This is a genomic window from Pseudomonas sp. ATCC PTA-122608 (assembly GCF_001952855.1).
GTDB lineage: Bacteria > Pseudomonadota > Gammaproteobacteria > Pseudomonadales > Pseudomonadaceae > Aquipseudomonas.
The window spans coordinates 72,374-97,595 of the sequence record NZ_LPNO01000002.1 but is presented as its reverse complement, the minus strand read 5'-3'; the positions used below and the strand labels follow the sequence as shown (position 1 = coordinate 97,595).

24 protein-coding genes are annotated in these 25,222 nt (G+C 60.9%); 14 read left to right on the top strand and 10 right to left on the bottom strand.

Going from position 1 to position 25,222, the window contains the following annotated elements:
* Window positions 1-69 precede the first annotated feature (69 nt).
* A complete protein-coding gene (locus AU074_RS03020; protein ID WP_003217640.1) occupies window positions 70-927 on the top strand; it encodes an SDR family oxidoreductase in 858 nt (285 codons plus the stop codon).
* A 119-nt stretch (window positions 928-1,046) separates the two neighbouring features.
* Here the strand turns inward: AU074_RS03020 and AU074_RS03015 are convergent, their stop codons facing one another.
* Window positions 1,047-1,271 carry a DUF2188 domain-containing protein gene (locus AU074_RS03015; protein WP_003217639.1) on the bottom strand — a complete coding sequence of 75 codons (225 nt, stop codon included), beginning with the start codon at window positions 1,269-1,271 and terminating at the stop codon, window positions 1,047-1,049.
* Between the two features lie 137 nt (window positions 1,272-1,408).
* Window positions 1,409-2,092 (bottom strand): deoxyribose-phosphate aldolase, encoded by a 684-nt coding sequence (gene deoC / locus AU074_RS03010; RefSeq protein ID WP_076013434.1) that lies wholly within the window; start codon window positions 2,090-2,092, stop codon window positions 1,409-1,411.
* Between the two features lie 129 nt (window positions 2,093-2,221).
* Here deoC and deoR point away from each other — a divergent pair, with 129 nt between their 5' ends.
* Entirely contained in the window at window positions 2,222-2,980 is a 759-nt protein-coding gene (deoR, locus tag AU074_RS03005) for a DNA-binding transcriptional repressor DeoR (RefSeq protein WP_076013433.1), read from the top strand.
* Here deoR and AU074_RS03000 read toward each other — a convergent pair.
* The 5 genes from AU074_RS03000 to AU074_RS02980 all read right to left on the bottom strand — a co-directional run bounded on the left by AU074_RS03000 (window position 2,977) and on the right by AU074_RS02980 (window position 8,212).
* Complete coding sequence (locus AU074_RS03000; protein WP_076013432.1) at window positions 2,977-4,023, bottom strand: aldose 1-epimerase family protein; 1,047 nt, start codon at window positions 4,021-4,023, stop codon at window positions 2,977-2,979. The two genes, deoR and AU074_RS03000, sit on opposite strands and share 4 nt — an antisense overlap.
* Window positions 4,020-5,351 (bottom strand): L-fucose:H+ symporter permease, encoded by a 1,332-nt coding sequence (fucP, locus tag AU074_RS02995; RefSeq protein ID WP_076013431.1) that lies wholly within the window; start codon window positions 5,349-5,351, stop codon window positions 4,020-4,022. Before fucP ends, AU074_RS03000 begins: the two co-directional genes overlap by 4 nt.
* 28 nt (window positions 5,352-5,379) lie before the next feature.
* Entirely contained in the window at window positions 5,380-6,300 is a 921-nt protein-coding gene (rbsK, locus tag AU074_RS02990; protein WP_076013430.1) for a ribokinase, read from the bottom strand.
* Between the two features lie 105 nt (window positions 6,301-6,405).
* A complete protein-coding gene (gene xerC / locus AU074_RS02985; RefSeq protein ID WP_017480337.1) occupies window positions 6,406-7,320 on the bottom strand; it encodes a tyrosine recombinase XerC in 915 nt (304 codons plus the stop codon).
* Between the two features lie 103 nt (window positions 7,321-7,423).
* Window positions 7,424-8,212 (bottom strand): M949_RS01915 family surface polysaccharide biosynthesis protein, encoded by a 789-nt coding sequence (locus AU074_RS02980; protein WP_076013429.1) that lies wholly within the window; start codon window positions 8,210-8,212, stop codon window positions 7,424-7,426.
* Between the two features lie 469 nt (window positions 8,213-8,681).
* Between AU074_RS02980 and arnC the strand changes: the two genes are divergently transcribed.
* The 12 genes from arnC (at window position 8,682) to AU074_RS02920 (ending at window position 21,969) form a co-directional block, all read left to right on the top strand.
* On the top strand, window positions 8,682-9,716 hold the full coding sequence (gene arnC / locus AU074_RS02975; RefSeq protein WP_076013428.1) for an undecaprenyl-phosphate 4-deoxy-4-formamido-L-arabinose transferase: 1,035 nt from the start codon (window positions 8,682-8,684) through the stop codon (window positions 9,714-9,716).
* The gene (arnA, locus tag AU074_RS02970; protein ID WP_076013427.1) at window positions 9,713-11,704 is read left to right on the top strand and encodes a bifunctional UDP-4-amino-4-deoxy-L-arabinose formyltransferase/UDP-glucuronic acid oxidase ArnA; all 1,992 of its coding nucleotides are present in this window, start codon (window positions 9,713-9,715) and stop codon (window positions 11,702-11,704) included. The genes arnC and arnA overlap by 4 nt, the downstream gene beginning before the upstream one ends.
* Complete coding sequence (gene arnD, locus AU074_RS02965; RefSeq protein ID WP_076013426.1) at window positions 11,704-12,588, top strand: 4-deoxy-4-formamido-L-arabinose-phosphoundecaprenol deformylase; 885 nt, start codon at window positions 11,704-11,706, stop codon at window positions 12,586-12,588. Before arnA ends, arnD begins: the two co-directional genes overlap by 1 nt.
* Window positions 12,585-14,240, top strand: coding sequence for a lipid IV(A) 4-amino-4-deoxy-L-arabinosyltransferase (gene arnT / locus AU074_RS02960; protein ID WP_076013425.1), 1,656 nt, complete (start codon window positions 12,585-12,587; stop codon window positions 14,238-14,240). Before arnD ends, arnT begins: the two co-directional genes overlap by 4 nt.
* Window positions 14,237-14,584 carry a 4-amino-4-deoxy-L-arabinose-phosphoundecaprenol flippase subunit ArnE gene (gene arnE, locus AU074_RS02955; protein WP_003217625.1) on the top strand — a complete coding sequence of 116 codons (348 nt, stop codon included), beginning with the start codon at window positions 14,237-14,239 and terminating at the stop codon, window positions 14,582-14,584. The genes arnT and arnE overlap by 4 nt, the downstream gene beginning before the upstream one ends.
* A complete protein-coding gene (gene arnF / locus AU074_RS02950) occupies window positions 14,581-14,994 on the top strand; it encodes a 4-amino-4-deoxy-L-arabinose-phosphoundecaprenol flippase subunit ArnF (RefSeq protein ID WP_076013424.1) in 414 nt (137 codons plus the stop codon). Before arnE ends, arnF begins: the two co-directional genes overlap by 4 nt.
* On the top strand, window positions 14,991-16,370 hold the full coding sequence (locus AU074_RS02945; RefSeq protein WP_076013423.1) for a UDP-glucose/GDP-mannose dehydrogenase family protein: 1,380 nt from the start codon (window positions 14,991-14,993) through the stop codon (window positions 16,368-16,370). Before arnF ends, AU074_RS02945 begins: the two co-directional genes overlap by 4 nt.
* A gap of 3 nt (window positions 16,371-16,373) precedes the next feature.
* Complete coding sequence (locus AU074_RS02940; RefSeq protein WP_076013422.1) at window positions 16,374-17,996, top strand: glycosyltransferase family 39 protein; 1,623 nt, start codon at window positions 16,374-16,376, stop codon at window positions 17,994-17,996.
* Between the two features lie 514 nt (window positions 17,997-18,510).
* A complete protein-coding gene (locus AU074_RS32955) occupies window positions 18,511-18,690 on the top strand; it encodes a type VI secretion system contractile sheath small subunit (protein ID WP_256576841.1) in 180 nt (59 codons plus the stop codon).
* A gap of 179 nt (window positions 18,691-18,869) precedes the next feature.
* The gene (locus tag AU074_RS02930; protein WP_076013420.1) at window positions 18,870-19,568 is read left to right on the top strand and encodes an HPP family protein; all 699 of its coding nucleotides are present in this window, start codon (window positions 18,870-18,872) and stop codon (window positions 19,566-19,568) included.
* 142 nt (window positions 19,569-19,710) lie between these two features.
* Entirely contained in the window at window positions 19,711-20,814 is a 1,104-nt protein-coding gene (locus AU074_RS02925; RefSeq protein WP_076013419.1) for an enoyl-CoA hydratase/isomerase family protein, read from the top strand.
* A gap of 3 nt (window positions 20,815-20,817) precedes the next feature.
* The gene (locus tag AU074_RS02920; protein WP_076013418.1) at window positions 20,818-21,969 is read left to right on the top strand and encodes an acyl-CoA dehydrogenase family protein; all 1,152 of its coding nucleotides are present in this window, start codon (window positions 20,818-20,820) and stop codon (window positions 21,967-21,969) included.
* Between the two features lie 140 nt (window positions 21,970-22,109).
* On the opposite strand, the gene AU074_RS02915 is transcribed toward AU074_RS02920, so the two are convergent.
* From AU074_RS02915 to AU074_RS02905, 3 genes are read right to left on the bottom strand one after another with little or no spacing between them, the layout of a single operon-like run.
* Window positions 22,110-22,883: an enoyl-CoA hydratase gene (locus AU074_RS02915; protein WP_010171088.1), complete on the bottom strand. Its 774-nt coding sequence runs from the start codon at window positions 22,881-22,883 to the stop codon at window positions 22,110-22,112.
* Window positions 22,884-22,892: 9 nt separating this feature from the next.
* Window positions 22,893-24,020 (bottom strand): acyl-CoA dehydrogenase, encoded by a 1,128-nt coding sequence (locus AU074_RS02910; RefSeq protein WP_076013417.1) that lies wholly within the window; start codon window positions 24,018-24,020, stop codon window positions 22,893-22,895.
* Between the two features lie 9 nt (window positions 24,021-24,029).
* Window positions 24,030-25,214 carry an acetyl-CoA C-acyltransferase gene (locus tag AU074_RS02905; RefSeq protein WP_063030094.1) on the bottom strand — a complete coding sequence of 395 codons (1,185 nt, stop codon included), beginning with the start codon at window positions 25,212-25,214 and terminating at the stop codon, window positions 24,030-24,032.
* Between the last annotated feature and the right edge of the window lie 8 nt (window positions 25,215-25,222).

Here is a 25,222-nt window from a genome sequence, read left to right as displayed (position 1 = left end):
TCGATTACAACTATTGCCGCGCGCAAAATTACTAATCCATAGAACCCGTTGTGATCTATGGAGATTGAGATGACTGACTACCCACGCCCACCTTTCGCCAGCCAGGCCCAATCCGTTCCCGGTTCGCAGAAGAAGATGGACCCCTACCCCGACTGCGGCGAAAAGAGCTACACCGGCTCCGGCCGCCTGGCCAACAAGATCGCCCTGATCACCGGCGCCGACAGCGGCATCGGCCGCGCCGTGGCGATTGCCTTTGCCCGTGAAGGTGCCGACGTGGCCATCGCCTACCTGGATGAACACGAGGACGCGAAGGAAACCGCACGCTGGGTGGAAGAAGCCGGTCGCCAGTGCCTGCTGTTACCCGGGGACCTCGCGCAAAAGGCCAACTGCCAGGCGATTGTCGACCAAACCGTCGAGCAGTTCGGGCGTATCGACGTGCTGGTGAATAACGCAGCGTTCCAGATGACCCACGAGACTCTGGAAGAGATTCCCGACGAGGAATGGGTCAAGACCTTCGATATCAACATCACTGCGATGTTTCGCATCTGCAAGGCGGCCCTGCCACATATGAAGGCCGGCGGGTCGATCATCAATACCAGTTCGGTGAACTCCGATATGCCCAAGCCGACGTTGCTGGCGTATGCGGCCACCAAGGGCGCAATTGCCAACTTTACCGGCGGCCTGGCGCAACTCTTGGGCAGCAAGGGCATCCGTGTGAACAGTGTGGCGCCAGGGCCGATCTGGACGCCGTTGATTGTCTCGACCATGCCCGATGAGGACGTGAACAGCTTTGGCAGCGAGACGCCACTGGGCCGCCCGGGACAGCCGGTGGAAGTGGCACCGATCTATGTGCTGCTGGCGTCGGATGAGGCGAGTTACATCTCGGGCTCGCGCTATGCGGTGACCGGTGGCAAGCCGATTCTCTAAGGCCGGACGTCAATCCAGTGTGTGAGCGGGCTTGCTCGCGAAGGCGGTGGATCAGTCACACATGTAGTGCCTGACACTCCGCTTTCGCGAGCAAGCCCGCTCCCACATTTGGTACTCGGTTAGCCTGGAGATCGTGTCGGATCAGCTTTGCGCGGGTACGTGCGCTCCTCCTGAATCCGCCCGTCCATGCTGTGAATCCTCAGCGACGCCGTCTTGTCGCTGAGAAATTCCTTCGCCAACTCAACGATCGCCTCTTTGGTTTCCGCCGTTTTCGACGGCCGCGCCGAGCCCTGCTTGGTCAGTGCCCAACCCGTGCCGGTCTTGTTGATGTTGTAGGTATCCATGGTCTGCTCCCTTGACTGAATGAACACGGCACGCGGCAAAACCCGCGCCCTACTTATTGCGAGCGCGGGTGCCGGGCAGAGTTCAAGGCAGTTGGCGGATCAGGTTACAGGCGGGCCTACAGTCAATCGGATCTGGATCAGTAACCGCTCGCGGCCGTCATCACGCCGCCCACAATCGCTATCCCCGAACTGCTGCCCAGACGTGTTGCCCCGGCATTGATCATCTTGATCGCCGTCTCATAATCGCGCACGCCACCGGAGGCCTTGACCCCAACCCCGGCACCCACGGTTTTGCGCATCAGTGCCACGTCTTCGACCGTTGCGCCGCTGCGGCTGAACCCGGTGGACGTCTTGACGAACGCCACGCCCAAATCCCGGCAGATCTCGCACGCCTGGACTTTCTGTTCGTCGTCGAGCAGGCAGGTTTCCAGGATCACTTTCAACGGCACGGCGCCGCAGGTCTTGTGGACCAAGGCAATGTCATCGCGCACCGCGTCCAGCAGCCCTTCCTTCAACCAACCGATATTGAGCACCATATCGATCTCCCCTGCCCCGGCGGCAATTGCCCGTTGGGCTTCAAATGCCTTGGTATCACTCAGGCCGGCACCCAGCGGGAAACCCACCACCGCACAAATCACCACGCTATCGTCGGTCAGGCACGACGCGGCGTAAGGCACCTGGCCTGAATTCACGCACACCGAATAAAAGCCATGTTCCCGGGCTTCTTCGCACAAGGTGCGGATCTGCTCACGGGAGGCGTCGGGAGCCAGCAAGGTGTGATCGATGTACTTCGCCAGTGCTGCGGGTTGAAGAGTGTTCATTTAACGAGTCCTTGCCTGTATGTTGCCAATGTTCGTGTACCGCTTGTCACAGCGCTCACATAAAATACGTTACAATACTCACACTTAATGTTACTTATTTAACACAAACAATCAAGCCCTGGAATACTCGTGGACAGTAGAAAAGCCGAGCGACTCAAGCTTATCCAACAAGCCTTGCAGGACCAGAACGCCATTCACCTGAGGGAAATGGCCGCGCTGCTGGACGTGTCCGAGATGACCCTGCGCCGGGATCTGAGCCACTTCACCGATCACTTGCGCCTGCTCGGTGGCCATATCACCCGGGTCGGCAGCGAGGCCAGCGATTATCGGGTAGCCGATCAGGACACGCGCCACGTCGAGGAAAAGCGTCGCATCGGCAAGCTCGCCGCCCGGTTGATACAACCCGGTGACACGGTATTTTTCGACTGCGGCACCACCTCGCCCTTTGTCATTGATTTCATCCCTGATGAGCTGGAGTTCACCGCGGTGTGCAGCTCGTTGAACGTGCTGCTCAGGCTGCAGAACAAGCCCAACTGCCACATCGTGTTATGCGGCGGCACTTTTCACCGCAAGAACCAGGTGTTTGAAAGCAGTGCCGAAAGCAGCATTCTCGACAGCGTGCGCCTGACGTGGGCCTTCGTGACCGCCGCGGGCGTCAGTCAGGAGTTCGGCGTGACGTGCTTCAACTTCAATGAAGTCGAGGTCAAGCAAAAGGTCCTGCGCCAGGCCCAGCAACGGGTGCTGCTCGCCGACTTCAGCAAATTCGACACAGTGCGCACCGCTCACTTCGCCACCCTGGGCGACTTTCAGTACGTGGTCAGCGACAAGAAAATCCCCCGCGCCTACAAGGACGCCATTCAGGCCAGCGGCGCGCAATTGCTGGTCTAATCCAGCAACCGCTGCCGCTCTTGCGCATTCAAGTAGCCGGTGGTCACGCTGAACGAAGCGCTGGCCCCGGCTGCCAGCTGACGCACGTGACCTTTGGCTTTCTCGGCGTTATAGCCTTCGGGCTCGCAGGTTGACGGGAGCACGAAGGCCGCCACTTGTTGATCCGGCGTGTGCAGAATCCAGCGTGCGGCGTGCTCGAACTGTTCGGGAAGGTAACGGGTGTAGAACGCCGCGCCATCGCTATGCTCCAGCAGAAAGTGCGCGTGGCCCGTGGCGTCGGTACCCACGCCGTCTAAGAAAAACACAATCTCAGGGTCATACAGCGCCGGCTGATCGAGGCAGGCCAACTGGGCTGGATGCTCGGCCAGCTGCGCCATGTAGGCGCTCCAGTCGGGTGTTGGCTTGACGTGGTCCGGCACGCTGGTACGCAGGCGCAGGCGCTGCATACCCAGCGGCTCGACGAACCGGCCGCCGGCCACATAGGCGTAGTTCATGTGGGCCATGTACATCAGGTCCATGGGCTTGCCGGCCAGGTTGGTCACGTCCATGTCGATGTCGAACACGGCCGAATCGGCGCGCAGGGTCACGCTGGGGCACGCCCGGTAACGATCACCGAATCCCTTGGCGTATTGATACGAGCCGCCCAGGCGCACAAAGCCCTCGCCTATTTCCAGCCAGGCCGTGTCCATGGGCGCGCAGGGCATTTCACCGTGCAGCGCATGCGTATCATCCGGCGCCGGGCAACCATTGCGCAGCAGGCCACTGTGGAACATGAAGCAGCCGTAGGTATCGATGATCGTCGGGCTGGGACGAGGCTGTTCAAACAGGTTGCTCATGGTCAGGTCACAGCCGTCGAACACGGCCGACCAGATCATCTGCCCTTGATAAGGCAGCACGACAAGCCGCCCACGGCTGTTCTCCAGGGCCACAGCCAGCACGCCGGACGGGTACGTCCAGGCGCTGACCTTGAAATCCCCAGACTGCAACAGGATCTTTTCCTGCTCGCCAAACACCGCACGATACAGCGGCATATGCGTGTTCATGAGGCCACCGCTGCTGCCGAGCCCAACGGGGCGGTGTCTGACTGGCGCAGGCATTTGACCGCATAGATCACGATCACGATAAAGCACAGCAACGGCACGCTGTAGGCCAACTGCATGTTGCCCCCGCTGGCGTCGGACAACAGGCCCTGGAAGATCGGAATCACTCCGCCGCCGACAATGCTCATCACCAGCAATGAACCGCCGACGCCGGTGTCCTCGCCCAGGCCATCGATGGTCAAGCCGTAGATTGTCGGCCAGCAGGGGCCGAGGAAAATGCTCACGCCGACCGCTGCGTACACCGCCGAGATGTTCGGCACCAGAATGGTGTAGGCCAGCAGCACGATGCACAGCACGCCGTAAATCGCCAGGACCCTGGCCGGGTGCAGTCGGCGCATCAGCAAGTTGGCGATCATCTTGCCGACAAAGTAGGCGGCAAAGGTGGTGAGCAGAAACCATGAAGCGCTGCGTTCATTCATGCCGCCCATTTGCATGGCCAGGCGGATGGTGAAGCTCCACACGCCCACCTGCGCGCCCACGTACAGAAACTGCGCGAGTACGCCAAAGGTGAAGCGCGGGTTACGCCACAGCCGTCCCAGGCTTTGACGCAGGCTCCCGGGCTTGCTGTCGGCCGGCTTATTGCCCTTGCAGGCCGGGAACCGGGTGATGGCGATCAGGATAAACATCAGCACCAGCACAGCGATCATCCACTTGTAGGGCAACAACGTGGACTGAATCATTTGCAACTGCTGCACCGCCGCCTCGGAGACGCTCATCTGCTGCAGTTGTTGGGTGGTGGCGTCGGTGTCCTTGAACATCACGAAGCTGCCCACGTACACCCCGGCCATGGCGCCGAACGGATGAAAGGTCTGGGAGATGTTCAAGCGCCGGGTCCCGGTTTCCCGTGGGCCCATCAGTGTCGAGTAGGTGTTGCACGCCGTCTCCAGGAACGACAGGCCGGCAGCAATCACGAACAGCGCCAGCAAAAACATGCCGTACTTGGCCGTGGACGCCGCCGGGAAAAACAACAGGCAGCCGAACATGTACAGCAGCAGGCCGATCAGGATCGTGGTCTTGTAGCTGAACCGACGAACCACCATCGCGGCCGGAATCGCAACAAAGAAGTAGCCCAGGTAAAACGCCGACTGCACAAAGGCGGTCTGGAAATCACTGAGCAAAAACGCCTTCTTGAAGTGGGCGATCAGCACGTCATTCATGCTCGCCGCTGCCGCCCACAAGGCAAAGATGCTGCACAGCAGGATAAAGGCGAACCAGGGCGTGCGGTTCAGGTAGAAACCATCGGGTGTCTGTTGCAGCGCAGGTTTGTTCATTATTGTTCTCCGGGCTGGGTAGAGGGCGTTAGCGCTGTTGCTGGAAGCGGGCGAATGCTTCGCTGTCGGGATAAGAGGTCTGGGTACCCAGCGCCGTGACCGAGCACGCCGAATACGCCACCGCCTGCTCCATGGCATGACGGATTTGGCCGTCGCGGCTCCAGTGCTGAACGAAGCAACCGATAAAGGCGTCACCGGCGCCGGTGGTGTCACGGGCGTCGACCCGCTGACCCGGCACCTCGAATTCGCCCTCCTCGCCCACGTACAGCGCACCGTGTTCGCCGAGGGTGACGATCACGTGACGAATGCCGCTGGCGACAAGGGTGCGTGCAGCCGTGCGGGCCGAGTCCGGCGAGTCCACGACTTGGCCAGTAATCAACGCCAGTTCGGATTCGTTGGGGATCAGGAAATCCAGCTGCGCCAAGTGCTCAGCGCTCAACCCGGCCAACGCCGGCGCAGGATTGAGCAGCACGGCGATGCCATGGCGGTGAGCGAATTCGATGGCGTAATAGACCGTCGGCAGATTGATCTCCAGTTGCAGCACGATCAGCGTGCACTCACGCAGGTCGGCGGCCGCCGCGTCGATATCCGCCGGCAGCAAATGCGCATTGGCGCCCTTGACGATCAAAATGCTGTTGTGGGAGTCGGCCCGCACGAAAATCGGCGCCACGCCGCTGGACACACCGGCCACCCGCTGTACATAACGGGTGTCGATACCAAAACGCTGGAAGTTGGCCAGTGTGTTGTCGGCAAACATGTCGTCGCCGACTTTGCTGAGCATCAACACATCCGCCCCAAGCTTGGCTGCCGCCACCGCCTGGTTGGCCCCTTTGCCGCCGCAACCCAGGGCAAAGCCCGGCGCTTCCAGGGTTTCGCCCTGGACCGGCATGCGGTCGATGTAGGTGATCAAATCCACCATATTGCTGCCGATGACTGCGATCTTGCCCATTGCTATTCCACCTTGTTGCGTCACGACCAGGCAGGTCGTGACGCTTTTGTTTTGTTATTTAAATAACATTAGGTGTGAATATTCAATCTTTTTTTTGCAAGGGCGCTACAAATCAAATCGATCCACCGCCCGCCGCCGTTCATTGTCGTCACGCACGTCATAGTTGGCGGTGGTCTGGATATTGGTGTGGTGCGCCAGCTTCTGGGCGATGGACAGGTCGTACTCTTCAATCACCCGGGTGATGAACGAACGGCGGAAATCATGGGGCATGATCTTCACGCCGACTTGCTCGCCGCGCTGGCGGGCGATGTAGTAAATCGCGTGCTTGGTGATGCGCTCGCGGGTGATATGGCTGCCCCGGCGAATGCGGTTGAACAGGAACCTGTCGTCCTGCTCACCGGGTTTCAACTGGCTGCGACGGAACTCAAGCCACGCCTCCAGCTTGGCAAAGGCCCAGGCCGGCGCGTACTTGATCAGTTGTTTGTTGCCCTTGCCGGTGACCTGCAGGCTGCGCTCGTCAAAATTGACCTGGCCCAGCTCGATATTCACCGACTCCGACTTGCGCATCCCCGAGCCATACAGGATCCCGATCACCGCTGCATCCCGCAGGCCCTGGGGGCGCGGGTCGGCGGCGCAGACCTCCATCAACTCACGAATCAAGGTGCGCCGCAGGTTGCGACCCTGGCTCAGCCGTGTGCCGGCCATGGCCTTGACCGAGCGCATCTTCAACAGGTGGTCCTGGCTGATCAGACTCATGCGCCAGGCTTCGTTCATCACCCCGCGCACGGCGTTGACGTACAGCGAGGAGGTGTTCGGCGCATAACCGTCTTCCCGCAGCGCCGCCACCAGGGCCATAACGTGTTCGGGTTGCAGCAAGTGCCAGTCGATGTCTTCGAGGTTGATGTCTTCAAAGCCCAGGCGGTCGGCGGCGTCTTGCAGCACGTAGCGCATGGTCAGCTGGCTGGAAGGCGCCAGGCGGGTGAGGTAGAGGGTCAGCGGGTTGCGGGTAGACTCAGTCAAGGTAGATCAGCCTTTGGATTAAATATGTCGACTAACCATCTGTTTAATCGACATATTTAGTGAATTGGCGAGCGCCGAGTCTAGCGCAGGTCAATCCATGGGGCTATTCCTGATCGTCTTCCGTCGGGGCTGGCGTCTGCTGCTGGCTCCAGTTGGTGTCCTGCTTCTGCATCAAGGCAAACCAGTGCTGGCGCATGAACGCCAGGTACGGTTTGGGCGCCTTGGCAAAGTCCTCCTCGTCGCCATAACAGCCGGGAAGCGGCAGCTCGGTGCCCTGCTCCTTGTACTGGCTGACCAGCGCTTGCTGGGCGACGATGCTGCAATCCTTGGGCAACGGCATGCCTTGCAGGGCGCCGGCGTCTTCATCCCACCAGCTGGCGCCATAGCGGTCGATGCCGCGCAGGCGGTACTTCTGCGACTTGCCGATGTGCATGATCAGCTTGAAATCATTGGGGCTGACATCGCTGGTGCAGGTACGGCTGTAACCCACCGTCACCTGGCTGATGCCGTCACCCAGTAGATCGGTAACCTTGGTGGCCTCGGTGTTGTAGTGCGCCCCGGCGTCGAACTCGCAATGCTGCACGTCGTCGTAGAGCATCCACACCCGCTTGGGCCGATCACCGTCGAGCAGGTACTGGGCCGCGTAGACAAAGGCCGACTGCGCGCCGTCGTCGTCGCGTTCGCTGACTTGCTCAGCGAGCACCAACAGGTTCTTGCCCTGTTTATCACTCCAGGTGAAGGCACCGACCTGTTTACCCCGCACTTCTACGCCATCGGGCACCTGGTCGATGGCCGTCAGTGCCACGCCGTCATCGGCCCGCACACTCGTGGCCCAGGCCACCGTCATTAACAACACCATCAACATTGGCCGTAAACGCTGCACGCTATTCATCCGACTGCCCTGGCAAGAGATGGCTTACTTTACCGGCACTTGCACGGCATTGCAGAGAAGATTGTTCAGGAATGAACCCGCGCGCGGGAAAACACCACTGCCCCGCCACACACCGCGAACACGGGGTTGTGCGCATTGATGTTGTTTACCTGAACCCTAGCTGTCTACCTGCCAGAAAAACGACTTTTTCATCTGCGTTTCATATTCGTTGAACATTTTTGCGCTTAATCTTGGCGGCACGACTTGAGAACGAACCGTACTTCGCAGGTTAACTCGTTGATTCCGCTTTACCTTTAAGCATTTTGGTCTTTACTCACGTAAGCCATGGAAGACCCACCGTCACCTGTCAGGACTCACGAATGAATGCCATGAATCCACGTTATTTTTAATCAAGCGCCTGCTTCTCCAGGCTGTTGATGACTGCTGTCTTTACGCTTCAAGTTGCTCTAACCCCCGAGGTAATGAATCTTTGAAACCCTACCCAATTCATTGCGTGTCGATCGTTATCCCGGTCTACAACGAACAAGAAAGCCTGCCTGAACTGCTGCGCCGCACCATGGCGGCCTGCAAGCAACTGGCCTACGAATACGAAATCGTCCTGGTGGACGACGGCAGCCGCGACAACTCCGCGCAATTGCTGGAAGACGCCGCCGCCCTCGAAGGCAGCAACGTGGTCGCGGTGATCCTCAACCGCAACTACGGCCAGCACGCCGCGATCATGGCCGGCTTCGAGCATTGCCGGGGCGACGTCGTGATCACCCTGGACGCCGACCTGCAAAACCCGCCGGAAGAAATCCCGCGCTTGGTCGAGCAGGCCGCCTTGGGCTACGACGTGGTTGCCACCGTGCGCAACAACCGCCAGGACTCAGCCTTTCGCCGCTGGCCGTCGCGCTTGATCAACCTCGCCGTACAACGCTCCACGGGCGTCGCCATGAGCGACTACGGCTGCATGCTGCGCGCTTACCGCCGCACCATCGTCGACGCGATGCTGGCCTGCCGCGAGCGCAGTACCTTCATCCCGATCCTGGCCAACAGCTTTGCGCGCCACACCACGGAAATCCTCGTGCACCACGCCGAGCGTGAGCACGGCGAGTCCAAGTACAGCCCGATGCGCCTGATCAGCCTGATGTTCGACCTGCTGACCTGCATGACCACCACGCCATTGCGCCTGTTGAGCATCGTCGGTTTCAGCCTGGCGGCCCTCGGCATGCTGTTTGCGGTCGCATTGATCGTGATGCGCCTGGCCTTCGGTGCCGGCTGGGCCGGTGACGGCATGTTCGTGCTGTTCGCCGTGCTGTTCGTGTTCACCGGTGGCCAGTTCATCGGCATGGGCCTCTTGGGTGAATACCTGGGCCGCATGTACAGCGATGTGCGGGCCCGCCCACGGTTCTTTATTGAAAAAGTGCTGCGCAACCAACCGGCAGCGCCGGCCGAGACCTTCACGGTCGACGGCCTGACCTCCTCCCACACTTCTACTTCTCCTTCCGATCAGGTTTCGTCATGAATTCAAAAGCTGTTGTCTTCGCTTACCACGATATTGGCTGTGCAGGCATCGAAGCCCTGCTCAATGCGGGTTACGAAATTGCTGCCGTGTTCACCCATGCCGATGACCCCAAGGAAAACAATTTCTACGGTTCCGTCGCGCAACTGTGCGCCCGCAACGGCATCCCGGTGCATGCCCCGGAAGACGCCAACCACCCGCTGTGGATTGAGCGCATCGCCAAGCTGAACCCGGACTACATTTTCTCGTTCTACTACCGCAACCTGCTGAGCGAAGCCCTGCTGGCCACCGCCAAGAAAGGCGCGTTCAACCTGCACGGCTCCCTGCTGCCACAATACCGTGGCCGCGCACCGGCCAACTGGGTACTGGTCAACGGCGAAACCGAAACCGGCGTGACCCTGCACCGTATGGTCAAGCGTGCCGATGCCGGCGCGATCCTGGCCCAGCAGAAAGTCGTGATCGACCGCACCGACACCGGCCTGACCTTGCACGCCAAACTGCGTGACGCCGCCACCAGCCTGCTGCGCGACGCACTGCCACAACTGGCCCAAGGCAAGCTGACCGAAACCGCCCAAGACGAAAGCAAAGCCAGCTACTTCGGTCGTCGTACCGCAGCAGACGGCAAGCTGGACTGGAAAAAACCGGCTGAAGAACTGTTCAACCTGGTACGCGCCGTTACCCAGCCTTACCCGGGTGCCTTCTGCGCCGTGGGCGAGCACAAGCTGATCGTCTGGAACGCTGAAGTCGTCAAAGGCAACGAAGGCCTGGCACCAGGCCGCGTGATCAGCGTCAACCCGCTGCGCATCGCCTGCGGCGAAGACTCCCTGGTGGTCAAGTTCGGCCAGCGCAACGAAAACGGCCTGTACCTGGCCGGCCCGTCCCTGGCGGATGAACTGGGCCTGGTGGACGGTTCCGTCCTGCGCGGTGCCGAGTCCGGCCGCAAGCCACGCCGCACCCGCGTGCTGATCCTGGGTGTGAACGGCTTTATCGGCAACCACCTGTCCGAGCGCCTGCTGCGTGATGACCGTTACGAAATCTACGGCCTGGACATTGGCTCCGACGCGATCGAGCGCCTGCGCAGCCACCCGAACTTCCACTATGTGGAAGGCGACATCAGCATCCACTCCGAGTGGATCGAGTACCACATCAAGAAGTGCGACGTGGTCCTGCCGCTGGTAGCCATCGCCACCCCGATCGAGTACACCCGCAACCCGTTGCGCGTATTTGAACTGGACTTCGAAGAGAACCTGAAACTGGTTCGCTACTGCGTGAAGTACAACAAGCGCGTGATCTTCCCGTCGACGTCCGAAGTGTATGGCATGTGCCAGGACCAGTACTTCGACGAAGACACCTCCAACCTGGTGGTGGGCCCGGTCAACAAGCAGCGCTGGATCTACTCGGTTTCCAAGCAACTGCTGGACCGCGTGATCTGGGCTTACGGCGACAAAGGCCTGAAGTTCACCCTGTTCCGTCCATTCAACTGGATGGGCCCGCGCCTCGACCGCCTGGACTCGGCCCGTATCGGCAGCTCCCGCGCCATCACCCAGTTGATCCTGAACCTGGTGGAAGGCACGCCAATCCGTCTGTTCGACGGCGGCGAGCAGAAGCGCTGCTTCACTGACATCGCCGACGGCATCGAAGCCCTGGCCCGCATCATCGATAACGACAACGATAACTGCAACGGCCAGATCATCAACATCGGTAACCCGGAGAACGAAGCCAGCATCCGTCAGTTGGGCGAAGAACTGCTGCGTCAGTTCGAAGCTCACCCGCTGCGCAGCAACTTCCCTCCGTTTGCCGGTTTCCGCGACGTAGAGAGCAAGGCGTTCTACGGCACCGGTTACCAGGACGTGGCACACCGCAAGCCAAGCATCGACAACGCCAAGCGCCTGCTGAACTGGGAGCCTACCGTCGAGATGAGTGAAACCATCGGCAACACCCTGGATTTCTTCCTGCGTGAAGCCATGCTCGAAATCGCGGACAAGCGTTGATGCAAGCGGGTCTACGCATCGACGTCGACACCTACCGAGGCACCCGCGAAGGCGTGCCAAGGTTGTTGGAGTCGCTCGACGAAGCCGGGGTCAAGGCGACCTTCTTCTTCAGCGTCGGGCCGGACAACATGGGGCGCCACTTGTGGCGCCTGATCCGCCCGCAATTCCTGTGGAAGATGCTGCGCTCCAACGCTGCCGGTTTGTACGGCTGGGACATTTTGCTGGCCGGCACCGCCTGGCCGGGCAAACCCATTGGCCGCGACCTGGGGCACTTGATGCGCCAGGCCAAGGCTGCCGGGCATGAAGTCGGGCTGCACGCCTGGGACCACCATGGCTGGCAAGCCAACACCGGGAGTTGGAGCGATGCACAGTTGATCGAACAGATTCGCCGTGGCGTCGACACCTTGAGCGACATCCTCGGTGAGCGCATCGACTGCTCAGCCGCCGCCGGCTGGCGTTCCGATGAGCGCGTGGTGCAAGCCAAGCAATCGTTCAACTTCCGTTACAACAGCGATTGCCGGGGTACCAGCCTGTTCCGGCCAACCCTGGCGGATGGCAGTGCCGGCACTCCACAAATTCCGGTAGACATGCCGACCTTCGACGAAGTCGTGGGCCCGGTGGTGGCCGCCAAGGATTTCAACGCGTACATCCTCGACCGCTTCAAGCCGTCGAAGCTCAACGTCTATACGATCCACGCAGAAGTAGAAGGGATTCTGATGGCCAATGATTTTCGTCAGTTGCTCGCCCAGGCAGGGCAGCGCGGCATTCAATTCAAACCGTTGGGCGACCTGTTGCCCGCCGACCTGAGCACCCTGCCCCAGCAACAGCTGGTGCGCGGTGCGCTGAGCGGCCGTGAAGGCTGGCTCGGAGTGCAAAAGGCATGATCCGGCGCTGGGCCCTGCCCCTGCTCCTGCTGGCTTTCGGGGTGTTCTACCTGATCCCGTTGGCCACCCATGGTCTATGGATTCCCGACGAAACCCGCTATGCGCAGATCAGCCAGGAAATGCTGCTGACCGGCAAATGGGCTTCGCCGCACTTCATGGGGATTCGCTACTTCGAGAAGCCTGCGGCCGGCTACTGGATGATCGCGCTGGGCCAGGCGATCTTCGGCCAGAACCTGTTCGGCGTGCGTTTCGCCTCGGCCTTGAGCACCGGCTTGAGCATCCTGCTGGTGTACTGCGTGGCCCGGCGTTTGTGGAACGACCCGCGCAAGAGCCTGGTCAGCGCCGTGCTGTACATGAGTTTCGTCAGCGTCGCGTTCCTGGCGGGCTATGCCAACCTCGATCCGCAGTTCACCTTCTGGGTCAACCTGACCGGCGCCGCGCTGTGGTTCTGTTTCGACAGCACCACGACCCGTGGCCGCTTGTGGTCGTGGGCCTTGCTCGGGTTCGCCTGTGGCATGGGCTTCATGACCAAGGGTTTCCTCGCCTGGTTGTTGCCGGTGTTGATCGCCCTGCCCTACATGCTCTGGCAGAAACGCTTCCGTGAACTGCTCACCTATGGCCTGGTGGCCGTGGCCGTGGCGATTCTCGTGAGCCTGCCCTGGGCCCTGATGGTGCATGCCCAGGAACCGGATTACTGGAACTTCTTCTTCTGGCACGAGCACATCCAGCGCTTTGCCGGCGACGATGCGCAACATGCCGAGCCGTTCTGGTACTACCTGCCGCTGCTGGTCGCGTTCAGCCTGCCGTGGATGGCGTTGCTGCCGTCCACCGTGAAACAGGCGTGGCTGGAAAAGCGCAGTGCCAACATCGGCTTCCTGCTGCTATGGCTACTGATGCCGCTGGCGTTCTTCAGCCTGGCCAAAGGCAAGCTGCCGTCCTACATCATGCCGTGCCTGCTGCCTCTGGCGTTGTTGATGGGGCATACCCTGGCCGAGAAACTGGGCCAGGCCCGTGGCCGCGTATTGCGCATCAATGGCTGGCTGAACCTGATCATCGGCGTGCTGGGCCTGCTGGCCCTGACCTGGTTCCAGTTGAAGAAGCCGGTGTATGAGCACGGCCAGGAAACTCTGAGCCTGGTGCTGGTGTTCGTGTTCCTGTTCGGCTGGATCATCGCCAACCTGCTGCAAGCCGCCCGCCCGCTGCAGATGTGGGCCGCGCCGGTGATTGGCAGTTGGTTGCTGGTGGCGCTGGTGCCGGCCGCGTTGCCGCACTCGGTGGTTTATAACAAGACCCCGGACCAGTTCATCATCGATCACCTCCAGGAACTGCAGCCGACCACTGCGTTGCTGAGCAACGACCTCGGCGCTGCATCGGCCTTGTCGTGGCGCCTGCAGCGGCCTGAAGTGATGCTCTACAACACCGTTGGCGAAGTGAAATACGGCATCGCCTTCCCGGACACCGCTTACCGCAAGATCGATGCCGCCAGCGTCCAGCAATGGATGAGCGATGCGCGCAAACAAGGCTCGGTGGGCGTGGTGATGCGGGTCAAAGGTGACGACGAACGCCAGGAAGTTGACCTGCTGCCTAAAGACGGCAAGCGTTACGAGCAGGGCAATATCGTGATTTTGATCTACCCGCAGAGCGCGCCATGACCACTCTGCTGCTGTTGTTAGGTGCCTGCCTGCTGACCTGCATGGGCCAGGTGTCCCAGAAGTTTGCCGTGGAAGGCTGGCGTGACCAGCCCGACGGCTGGGCCTTAAAGTTGCGCTCGCCGTGGCTGTGGTCGGCGCTGGTGTGCCTGGGCCTGGGTTTGCTGGTGTGGCTGCTGGTGCTGCAACGCCTGGAAGTCGGCATCGCCTACCCGATGCTCAGCCTCAACTTTGTACTGGTCACCCTGGTGGCGCGCTTTGTGTTCCATGAACACATCGATGGCCGCCACTGGTTCGGTGTGCTGCTGGTGATTGCCGGTGTGGTGCTGCTGGGGCGTCAGGTATGAGTCGCGCTCGCGGTTTTGCCCTGGCCCTGGGCAGCGTTGCGTTGGTCAGCGGTGCCCAGTTGGGCATGCGCTGGAGCATGACGCGCCTGCCGCTGCCCGCTGAATGGCTGACAGCACTCAACACCGGCGCCATCGACCTCGGCGCGCTGGGCTTGGTGATCCTGGCGATCATCGCCTATGCCCTCTCGATGCTCTGCTGGCTCGGCGCCCTGAAAGATTTGCCGCTGGGGCGCGCCTACTCGCTGCTCAGCATCAGCTACGCGTTGGTGTACCTGCTGGCTGCCAGCCTGCCGGTCTTCAACGAACATTTTTCCGTTTCAAAAACTGCGGGGGTGGCCTTGGTCATTCTCGGAGTCCTGACTATCAACTCTCGTCGTGCTAGCACTACAAGTCCCAGGAATGCCCCATGAAAATCAGTGTATTTGGTAGTGGTTACGTCGGTCTGGTGCAGGCCACTGTATTGGCCGAAGTCGGTCACGATGTCATCTGCATGGACGTAGACGAGAACAAGGTCAAGTTGCTGCAACAGGGCCACGTGAGCATTTTCGAGCCGGGCCTGGCGGCGATGGTCAAGGAAAATCTCGAAGGCGGACGCCTGACGTTTACCTATGACGAAAAACTCGCGGTCGAACACGGCGAAGTGCTGTTTATCGCCGTGGGCACGCCTTCGGACGAAGACGGCTCGGCCGACTTGAAATACGTGCTGTCGGTAGGCGATGCGGTGGCCCGTCACCGGATCGATCCAGTGATCCTGGTGGAAAAATCCACCGTGCCTGTCGGCACCGGCGACACCTTGCGCGCCCACATGGAAAAAGCCTTGCGCGTTGCGGGCCGCCACCTGGACTTCGATATCGTCTCCAACCCGGAATTCCTCAAGGAAGGCTCGGCCGTTGCCGACTGCCGCCGCCCGGACCGTATCGTCATCGGTTGCGAACGCGAAGAAGTGCGCGAGGTGATGCGCGAACTGTATGCACCGTTCAACCGCAACCACGACCGCATCATCTTCATGGACCTGCGCAGCGCCGAACTGACCAAGTACGCTGCCAACTGCATGCTGGCCACCAAGATCAGCTTCATCAACCAGATCGCCGAACTGGCCGAACACCTCGGCGCCGACATCGAAGCCGTGCGCCTGGGCATCGGTGCCGACTCGCGTATCGGCTACCACTTTATCTACCCGGGATGCGGTTATGGCGGTTCGTGCTTCCCCAAGGACATGCGCGCCCTGATCCACAGCGCCAAGGCCGCCAACTGCTCCAGCGACCTGCTGGAAGCCGTGGAAGCCATCAACCAGCGCCAGAAGAGCAAGCTGTTCGAGCGTGCCAACGCGTTCTTCAAGGGTGACCTGCGGGGCAAAACCTTCGCCTTGTGGGGCCTGGCGTTCAAACCCAACACCGACGACATGCGCGACGCACCCAGCCGGGTGCTGATGGAAGCCCTGTGGGCTGCCGGCGCCAATGTGCGGGCGTTCGACCCGGAAGCCATGCAGGAAACCCAGCGTATTTACGGCGATGACCCGCGCCTGATGCTGATGGGTACCCCGGAATCGACCTTGAGCGGCTCCGACGCCTTGATCATTTGCACCGAATGGCAGCAGTTCAAGGCACCGGACTTCGACTTGATCCAGCAGCGCCTGAAAACCCCGGTGATCTTCGACGGTCGCAACCTGTACGACGGTGAGCGCCTCGCCCGCAAAGGCATCCAGTACTTCCCGATGGGCCGCGGCGAATCCTGCCAGTTGCCGATCCCCCAGCAAAACTGGGCGCCTCAGGCCGAGGAAGCCTAAGACGTGGACAAAGTTCATCCGCCCCTGCTCAACCCGACGATCCGCCGACACTCATGGGTACTGGGGCTCCTGGCACTGATCCTGTTTATCGCGGGCAACTGGAACCAGGCCATCATCGGCTTTGATTCGCGCTTCGTGCTGTTCGCCCAGGAGATGCTGCGCCATGGGCCGGGGTTCTTCCCGACGACGTATGGCCAGCCTTACGCCGATTACCTGGCCACTTCGACACTGCTGACCTGGCTGCTGTCCTTGCCCCTGGGGCAGGTCACCAGCCTGACGGCCTGGTTGCCGACGGCCATTGCTTCAGCGCTGATCGTGGTGCTGATCTACCGGCTGACCGCGCCCTACTCCCGGCGCTGGGCGTTGCTGAGCATTGCGGTGCTGCTGCTCAGCAGTACCTTCATCAGCGAAACCCGCGCAGTGTCCCTCGACCAGATGCTGGCTGCAGTGGCCCTGGCGGTGTTTTACCTGGGTTATGCCCATGACCATTTCGGCGCCTGCCGTCGTCTGCATTGGCTGTTTCTGCTGCTGATCCTGGGGTTCGCGATCCGTGGGCCGATCGGCCTGGTGATTCCCACGGGCATGTTGTGCAGCTATTACCTGATCAATCGTCAATGGCGGCAGCTGTTCAGTTTTGGCCTGTTGGCGTTGGCGTTGCTGGCAGCGTGCGTCGGCCTGCTGTTGCTGCTGGCCAAGCTCAGCGGCGGTGAAACCTTCATGCAGGACGTGATCCGCATGCAGTTCCTCGGCCGCATGGACGGTACCGAAGGCTCCGGCAGCGTGCTGTATTACTTCAGCAGTTCACTGGGCAACTACGCGCCGGCGTACCCGCTGGCCCTGCTGGCACTACTTGCGGTGGCGGCTGGCGGTCGCGAGGACAAAGGTCCAGCGCTGAAACTGGTGCTGTACTGCCTTGCCGCCGGCTTGATCGTGATGATCGGCTTGTCGGTGCCCCAGGCGAAAAAGGCCCGCTATGTGCTGCCGATGCTGCCCATGGCGGCGATCATCGCGGCGTATCCATTCCAGGTAGCACGGGGAAAACTGTTCGCCGGGCTGCGCTGGCTGATGCTGGCGCTGTGGACGGTGATTCCGGGGCTACTGATCGCAGGTTTGTTCGTGGCGCGTCATCGCTTTCCCGAGCAGATCGGCAGCCTCAATCCGGTGTTCGGGATCCTGATTGCACTCCAGACGCTGACCTTGGGCTTTTTGTTCAACCGGCGCCTTCGCTACCTGGGGCCGGCCTTCTCCGCGGTACTTGCGGTGTGGCTGGCGTATATCGTGATGGTCGAACCCCTGGAACGCCGCCTGTACGACACGCGCACCTTTACCCTCCAGGCCCATGCGCTGACCCAGCAGCAACCGGCGCCGCTGGTACTGCATGCGCTCGGAAAGGACGCCAAGGCCATCAAGTTCATGGTCAACCTCGATTGCGACCGAGTACCGTTGTTTACCCAGTTGCCCGCCGACCTGGCACCGATCCAGGCACCGGCCTGGCTGATCATGAGCCAGTCGGACTATGAGGCGTTAAGCGACCCGCGCTTTCGCTCACTGCAACCGGTGCTGACTGGTGAGTTCGACAAGAACCCCTATGTGTTGCTACATTTGGTCAAAACAGCGCAACCTTGATACTGGGTGCGGGATAAGCGGCGTAGACCGCTTATTCCTCGCCAGTACTTTCCGTAGTTATACGTCCAAGTGCACGTAAGAAACTTCTTTCTCCATTCAACTTTGAAACTTTCCAGATATTAACTATCGAGAAAGATCCTACGCACCTATCCGCAACTACCGATGCAACATCCCTTCCCGCTACATGTCCCCGACTGTAGACTCGCCTGCCAAGTGAGTTAATTAATTACTACCTGCCAGTTATTTTCAGAGCCTCAAAGGCTTGGTGTAGGGCCTTCCTGTGTATCTCTAGAAAAACGAAGAGCGTAGCAGTAAGCCATCAAGACTTATCCCGCTTTAAATAAACAGCCGCAATAACAATAAATAAGTTTTAAACAGCAATTAGCCCTGCCGTTTATTTCATTTAGAGGAATCTTCTGTGTCCGACCATCGATTGCCCGCCCCCTCAATCTCTGAAGCTGTTGCGTGTTTATCTCTGGACAAAGTAAATGTGGGTTACCTCCCGCTACCCAAACTGGATCGGCTCATGGGATTGCGCGATGCACTGGTAGTACTCAAGGGGCCTCTGGCCAACGATCCGTCACTGCGGGAAAACGTACAGAACCTGCTGATCAACGAGGAAACCAATGATCGGGTGCTGGGCAAGATCAGCAGCCACCTGCCGCCGCCAACCCGGCTGATACCCTTTGGCTAGGTCGGTTAACTGCAAAAATACTGCACTTGATCGGCATTAATATGCAATTGCAGCAACCTTGTCCGATGGGCACACTGCACAGGTTCCTCCCCCAAATGCAGGAACTGTTTTTTTGAAGGGCTTTTCCGGGAAACCAGGCAAGCCTTTTTTTTCGCCCGCTTTTTATGGATCGTCTGTCAATGCTCGCTCGCTGGTTACCTGCTGCCATCAATACCCGCCCTGCCGAATGGAGCCGTGCCGCCATCGGCATGTCCCTGGGCACTTTGTTCAGTGTTTGGGTGTGCGCCCAAGTGTTTGGCATGGAGGTGGCCTTGCACCTCATAGGCCCGCTGGGAGCCTCGGCGGTTCTGCTGTTTGCCGTGTCATCCGGAGCATTGGCCCAGCCCTGGTCGATTATTGGCAGCTACCTGTGTGCCGGGGTCGTTGCCCTGCTGGTGGCGCGGGTGCTGGGACGTACGTTGGGCAGCGCGTGCCTGGCGGCCGGGATGACGGTCATCCTGATCTGCTGGCTGCGCTGCCTGCACCCGCCTGCAGGCGGGCTGGCGATGAGCCTGGTGTTGGCTGATCCCGCATCGATTTCCATCGGCTTGCACGAACTGGGCGCCGTGATGCTGGGCGCCGCTGCCTTGCTGGCCTGCGCCCTGGCCTATAACAACGCAACGCGCACGCGATACCCCAAGGGAGCCAGCGAACCCGCTGCACCGAACTTCCTGCCAACGGCCATCGAAAACCCCGGCATCAGCGCCGAAGACCTCAAGCAGGCACTGGCCGAGCGTGAGCAGTTCCTGGACGTGACGCAGCAGGAGCTGGAAGAACTGATCCAGGCCAGCGAGCGGTATGCGCGGCGGCGGACGATCGGCGCGGTTTTCCAACGTTAGGGCCAGCATCGTCCCTAGGGCATAAATGCAAAAACGACCTGCATGATTCCGACTTGTACTGGCCAAATTTGCACTGTTACGATCGCGAGATGGTTCGCCCGCGAACATCTTGATAAAGAACAATAAAAGCAGGGAGTTAGAGATGACTGCTCAGGTTTCATCCGAGGCAAGCAGCGCCGGGGTCGTGCACGACGAGGTCCTGGCGCAGGTACGCAACCACATAGGCCACCTGACCCTCAATCGCCCCACCGGCCTTAACGCCATTACCCTGGACATGGTCCGTAGCCTCAGCCGGCACTTGCAGGCCTGGGAGGACGACCCAGCGGTGCATGCCATCGTCTTGCGCGGCGCAGGTGAAAAAGCCTTTTGCGCCGGTGGCGACATTCGCTCGCTGTACGACAGCTTCAAGAGCGGCGACACACTCCACGAAGATTTCTTCGTCGAGGAATACGCCCTCGACCTGGCCATCCACAACTACCGCAAACCAGTCCTGGCGCTGATGGACGGCTTCGTCCTCGGCGGCGGCATGGGCCTGGTGCAAGGCGCCGACCTGCGGGTGGTCACTGAACGCAGCCGCCTGGCAATGCCTGAAGTGGCCATCGGTTATTTCCCTGACGTAGGCGGCAGCTATTTCCTGCCGCGTATTCCCGGTGAACTGGGGATCTACCTCGGCGTGACCGGCGTGCAGATTCGCGCGGCCGACGCACTGTATTGCGGGCTTGCAGACTGGTACCTCGACAGCGCCAGGTTAACCGAGCTCGATCAGCGGCTCGACCGCCTGACATGGCACGACTCACCGCTCAAGGATCTACAGGGCGTGCTGGCCAGCCTTGCCGTGCAGCAACTGCCTGACGCCCCACTGGCGGCGCTGCGCCCGGCCATCGACCACTTCTTTGCCTTGCCGGATGTGCCGAGCATCGTCGAGCAATTGCAGCAAGTCACGGTTGCCGACAGCCATGACTGGGCACTGACCACCGCAAGCCTGATGCAAACCCGCTCGCCCCTGGCCATGGCCGTGACCCTGCAGATGCTGCGCCGCGGGCGCCACCTGCCACTGGAGCAGTGCTTTGCCCTGGAGTTGCACCTGGATCGCCAGTGGTTCAACCGTGGCGACCTGATCGAAGGCGTGCGCGCCCTGCTGATCGACAAGGACAAAACCCCTCGCTGGAACCCTCCAACCCTCCAGGCGTTGGAGGCTGATCATGTCGAAAGCTTCTTCCGCGACTTCGACAAGAACGGGAACTAAGCCATGCAAGATATTGAATTTACTGAAGAACAAGTAATGATCCGCGACATGGCCCGGGACTTTGCCCGTGGCGAAATCGCGCCCCACGCCCAGGCCTGGGAAAAAGCCGGCTGGATCGATGATGGGTTGGTCGCCAAGATGGGCGAACTGGGTTTACTGGGCATGGTCGTGCCCGAAGAATGGGGCGGCACCTATGTCGACTACGTGGCCTACGCCTTGGCGGTGGAAGAGATTTCCGCCGGTGACGGCGCCACCGGCGCGCTGATGAGTATCCATAATTCAGTGGGTTGCGGGCCAATCCTCAACTACGGCTCACAAGCACAAAAGGAAACCTGGCTGGCGGAACTGGCCAGCGGCCAGGCCATTGGGTGCTTCTGCCTGACCGAACCCCAGGCCGGTTCCGAAGCGCACAACCTGCGCACCCGCGCCGAACTGCGGGACGGCCAATGGGTGATCAACGGCGCCAAGCAATTTGTCAGCAACGGCAAGCGCGCCAAGCTGGCGATCGTGTTTGCGGTGACCGACCCGGACCTGGGCAAGAAAGGCATCTCGGCGTTCCTGGTGCCCACCAACACCCCGGGCTTCGTGGTGGACCGCACCGAACACAAGATGGGCATTCGTGCCTCCGACACCTGCGCCGTCACCCTCAACCAATGCACCGTGCCCGGAGCCAACCTGCTGGGCGAACGCGGCAAAGGCCTGGCCATCGCCCTGTCCAACCTCGAAGGCGGGCGCATCGGAATCGCCGCCCAGGCGCTGGGCATCGCCCGCGCCGCCTTTGAAGCCGCGCTGGCCTACGCCCGTGACCGCGTGCAGTTCGACAAGGCGATCATTGAGCATCAGAGCGTGGCGAATATGCTGGCCGACATGCAAACCCGCCTGAATGCAGCGCGCCTGCTGATCCTGCACGCCGCGCGGTTGCGCAGTGCGGGCAAGCCGTGCCTGTCGGAAGCGTCCCAGGCCAAACTGTTCGCCTCGGAAATGGCCGAGAAGGTCTGCTCGTCGGCGATGCAGATCCATGGGGGTTATGGGTATCTGGAGGATTACCCGGTGGAGCGTTATTACCGGGATGCGCGGATTACCCAGATTTACGAGGGCACCAGCGAGATTCAGCGGATGGTGATTGCCAGAGAGTTGAAAAACTACCAGCTGTAACAGGTATTTCGCAGAACCCATGTGGGAGCGGGCTTGCTCGCGAAGGCGGTGTGACAGTCACCAGATGTATCGACTGATCCACCGCCTTCGCGAGCAAGCCCGCTCCCACATTTTTGATCTTCAGCGTTTCAGGACAGTGTTTATTTGTCCTTGAACTCCGGCGCACGCTTGGCTACAAACGCCGCCATGCCTTCCTTCTGATCCAGTGTGGCAAACGCCGCATGGAACACCCGGCGCTCAAAGCGCACGCCTTCCGACAGGCTCACTTCAAACGCGCGGTTGACGCTTTCCTTGACCATCATGCTGATGGGCACCGATTTGCTGGCGATCAGGGTCGCGACTTTCAGCGCCTCGTCCAGCAACTCATCCGCCGGCACGATCCGCGCAACAATCCCGCAGCGCTCCGCTTCCACGGCATCGATAAAGCGCCCGGTCAGGCACATTTCCATGGCCTTGGCCTTGCCCACGGCGCGGGTCAGGCGCTGGGTGCCGCCCATTCCCGGCAGCACGCCGAGGTTGATTTCCGGCTGGCCAAACTTGGCGTTGTCACCGGCCAGGATGAAGTCGCACATCAAGGCCAGTTCACAACCGCCGCCCAAGGCGAAGCCGTTGACTGCGGCGATGATCGGCTTGCGGCGGTTGGCCACGCGGTCGCTGTCGCTGAACAGGTCGTCGAGGTAGATCTGCGGGTAGGTCAGCTCGGCCATTTCCTTGATGTCGGCGCCGGCGGCAAAGGCTTTTTTCGAGCCCGTGAGCACGATGCAACCGATTTCCGGGTTGGCTTCGAGGCTGTCCAGCGCCTGGTTCAACTCACTGACCAGCTGCGCGTTCAGGGCGTTCAGCGCTTGCGGGCGATTGAGGGTGATCAGCCCCACACGGCCCTGGACGTCCAGCAAAATGGTTTCGTAACTCATAGATACTCCTCAGAGATTGCGTGAAATGACCATGCGTTGAATATCGCTGGTGCCTTCGTAAATCTGGCAGACCCGCACATCGCGGTAGATCCGCTCCAGGGGAAAGTCGCTCAGGTAACCGTAACCGCCGAGGGTTTGCAATGCTTGCGAACAGACCTTTTCGGCCATTTCCGAAGCAAACAGCTTGGCCATGGACGCCTCCACCAGCGCCGGCTTGCCGCTGTCACGCAGGGCTGCAGCGTAATGCACCATCTGCCGGGCGACTGCGATTTGGGTCGCCATGTCTGCCAGGCGGAAGGCCACGGCCTGGTGCTCGATGATCGGCTTGCCAAAGCTTTCCCGCTCGCGGGCGTAATCCCGAGCGGCCTCGAACGCCGCCCGCGCCATGCCCACCGCTTGCGAAGCAATGCCGACGCGCCCGCCTTCGAGGTTGGCCAGGGCGATCCGGTAGCCTTCGCCCTCTTCACCCAAACGGTTGGCCACCGGCACCTTCAGGTCTTCAAACAGAATCTGGCAGGTGTCGGAGGCGTGCTGGCCGAGTTTGTCCTCGACCCGCGCCACGCTGTAGCCCGGCGAGTCGGTGGGCACGATAAAGGCGCTGATACCGCGCTTGCCGGCAGCCGGATCGGTAACCGCAAACACAATCACGATTCCGGCGTTCTGCCCGGAGGTGATGAACTGTTTGCAGCCGTTGAGCACGTAATGATCGCCCTCTAGACGGGCCCGGGTTTTCAGGCCGCTGGCATCGGAACCGGCCTGAGGCTCGGTCAAGGCAAACGCCCCGAGCATCGCCCCGCTGGCCAAGGGCTTGAGGAACTGTTCTCGCTGTTGATCGTTGCCGAACTTGAGGATCGGCACGCAGCCCACCGAGTTGTGCACGCTCATGATGGTCGAGCAGGCGCCGTCGCCAGCGGCAATCTCTTCCAGGGCCATGGCGTAGGCCAGGTAGCCGGTGTCGCAACCGCCCCACTGTTCCGGGACCAGCATGCCGAAAAAGCCCAGCTCGGCCATTTCGCCAATGGCTTCCTTGGGAAAGCGATGCTCGCGGTCCCACTCGGCGGCGAACGGCTTGAGCCGTTCCTGGGCAAATTGCCGGGCAGCTTCGCTGATTTGCAGTTGTTCGTCATTCGGGAGCATAGGTGTTCCTTAGTACAGGCATTCAACGGCCATGGCCGTGGCTTCACCGCCGCCGATGCAGATCGCCGCAACGCCGCGCTTGAGGCCTTTCTGGCGCAGGGCCGAGAGCAGGGTCACCAGGATCCGCGCGCCGGACGCGCCGATCGGATGGCCCAGGGCGCAGGCGCCGCCGTGGATGTTGACCTTGCTGTGGGGAATTTCCAGCTTGCTCATGGTCACCAGGCTGACCACGGCAAAGGCTTCGTTGATTTCAAACAGGTCGACTTCGTCGAGGTTCCAGCCGGTCTTGCTCATCAGCTTGCGGATCGCCCCCACCGGCGCGACCGGGAACAGGCCTGGCTCATCGGCAAACGCCGCGTGGCCATGGATCACCGCCAGCGGCTTGAGCCCGCGCTTCTGCGCTTCAGATTCGCGCATCAGCAGCAACGCCGCCGCACCATCGGAAATCGAACTGGAGTTGGCCGCCGTCACCGTGCCGCCTTCGCGGAAGGCCGGCTTCAAGGTGGCGATCTTGTCCAGCTTTGCTTTAGGTGGTTGCTCGTCGTGAGTGATGGTTTTCTGTTCCTTGCCCACGGTGACCTGCACCGGGACGATTTCGGCGATGAAGTTACCGTCGGTGATCGCCTGTTGCGCACGGGTCAGGGAGGCAATGGCAAACGCGTCCTGGGCTTCACGGGAAAAGCCGTTGTGCTCGGCGCAGTCTTCGGCAAAGGTGCCCATCAGGCGGCCCTTGTCGTAGGCGTCTTCAAGGCCGTCGAGGAACATGTGGTCGAGCACCCGGCCGTGGCCCATGCGGTAACCGCTGCGGGCGCGGTCCAGCAGGTACGGCGCGTTGGACATGCTCTCCATGCCACCGGCGATAACCACCTCCACACTGCCCGCCAGCAGCGAGTCATGGGCCAGGATCGTGGCTTCCATGCCCGAGCCGCACATCTTGTTGAGGGTGGTGCAACGGGTCGATTTATCCAGGCCGGCGCCGAGAGCGGCCTGACGCGCAGGCGCCTGACCGAGGCCGGCGGGCAGCACGCAACCGAACAGCACTTCATCCACGGCATCGGTGGCGATACCGGCACGCTCGACCGCTGCACGAATCGCCGCAGCACCCAGTTGCGGGGCGGTCAGGCCCTTGAGGTCGCCCTGAAACCCGCCCATTGGGGTGCGTACTGCGCTGACAATAACGATGGGATCAGTCATGAAAATCT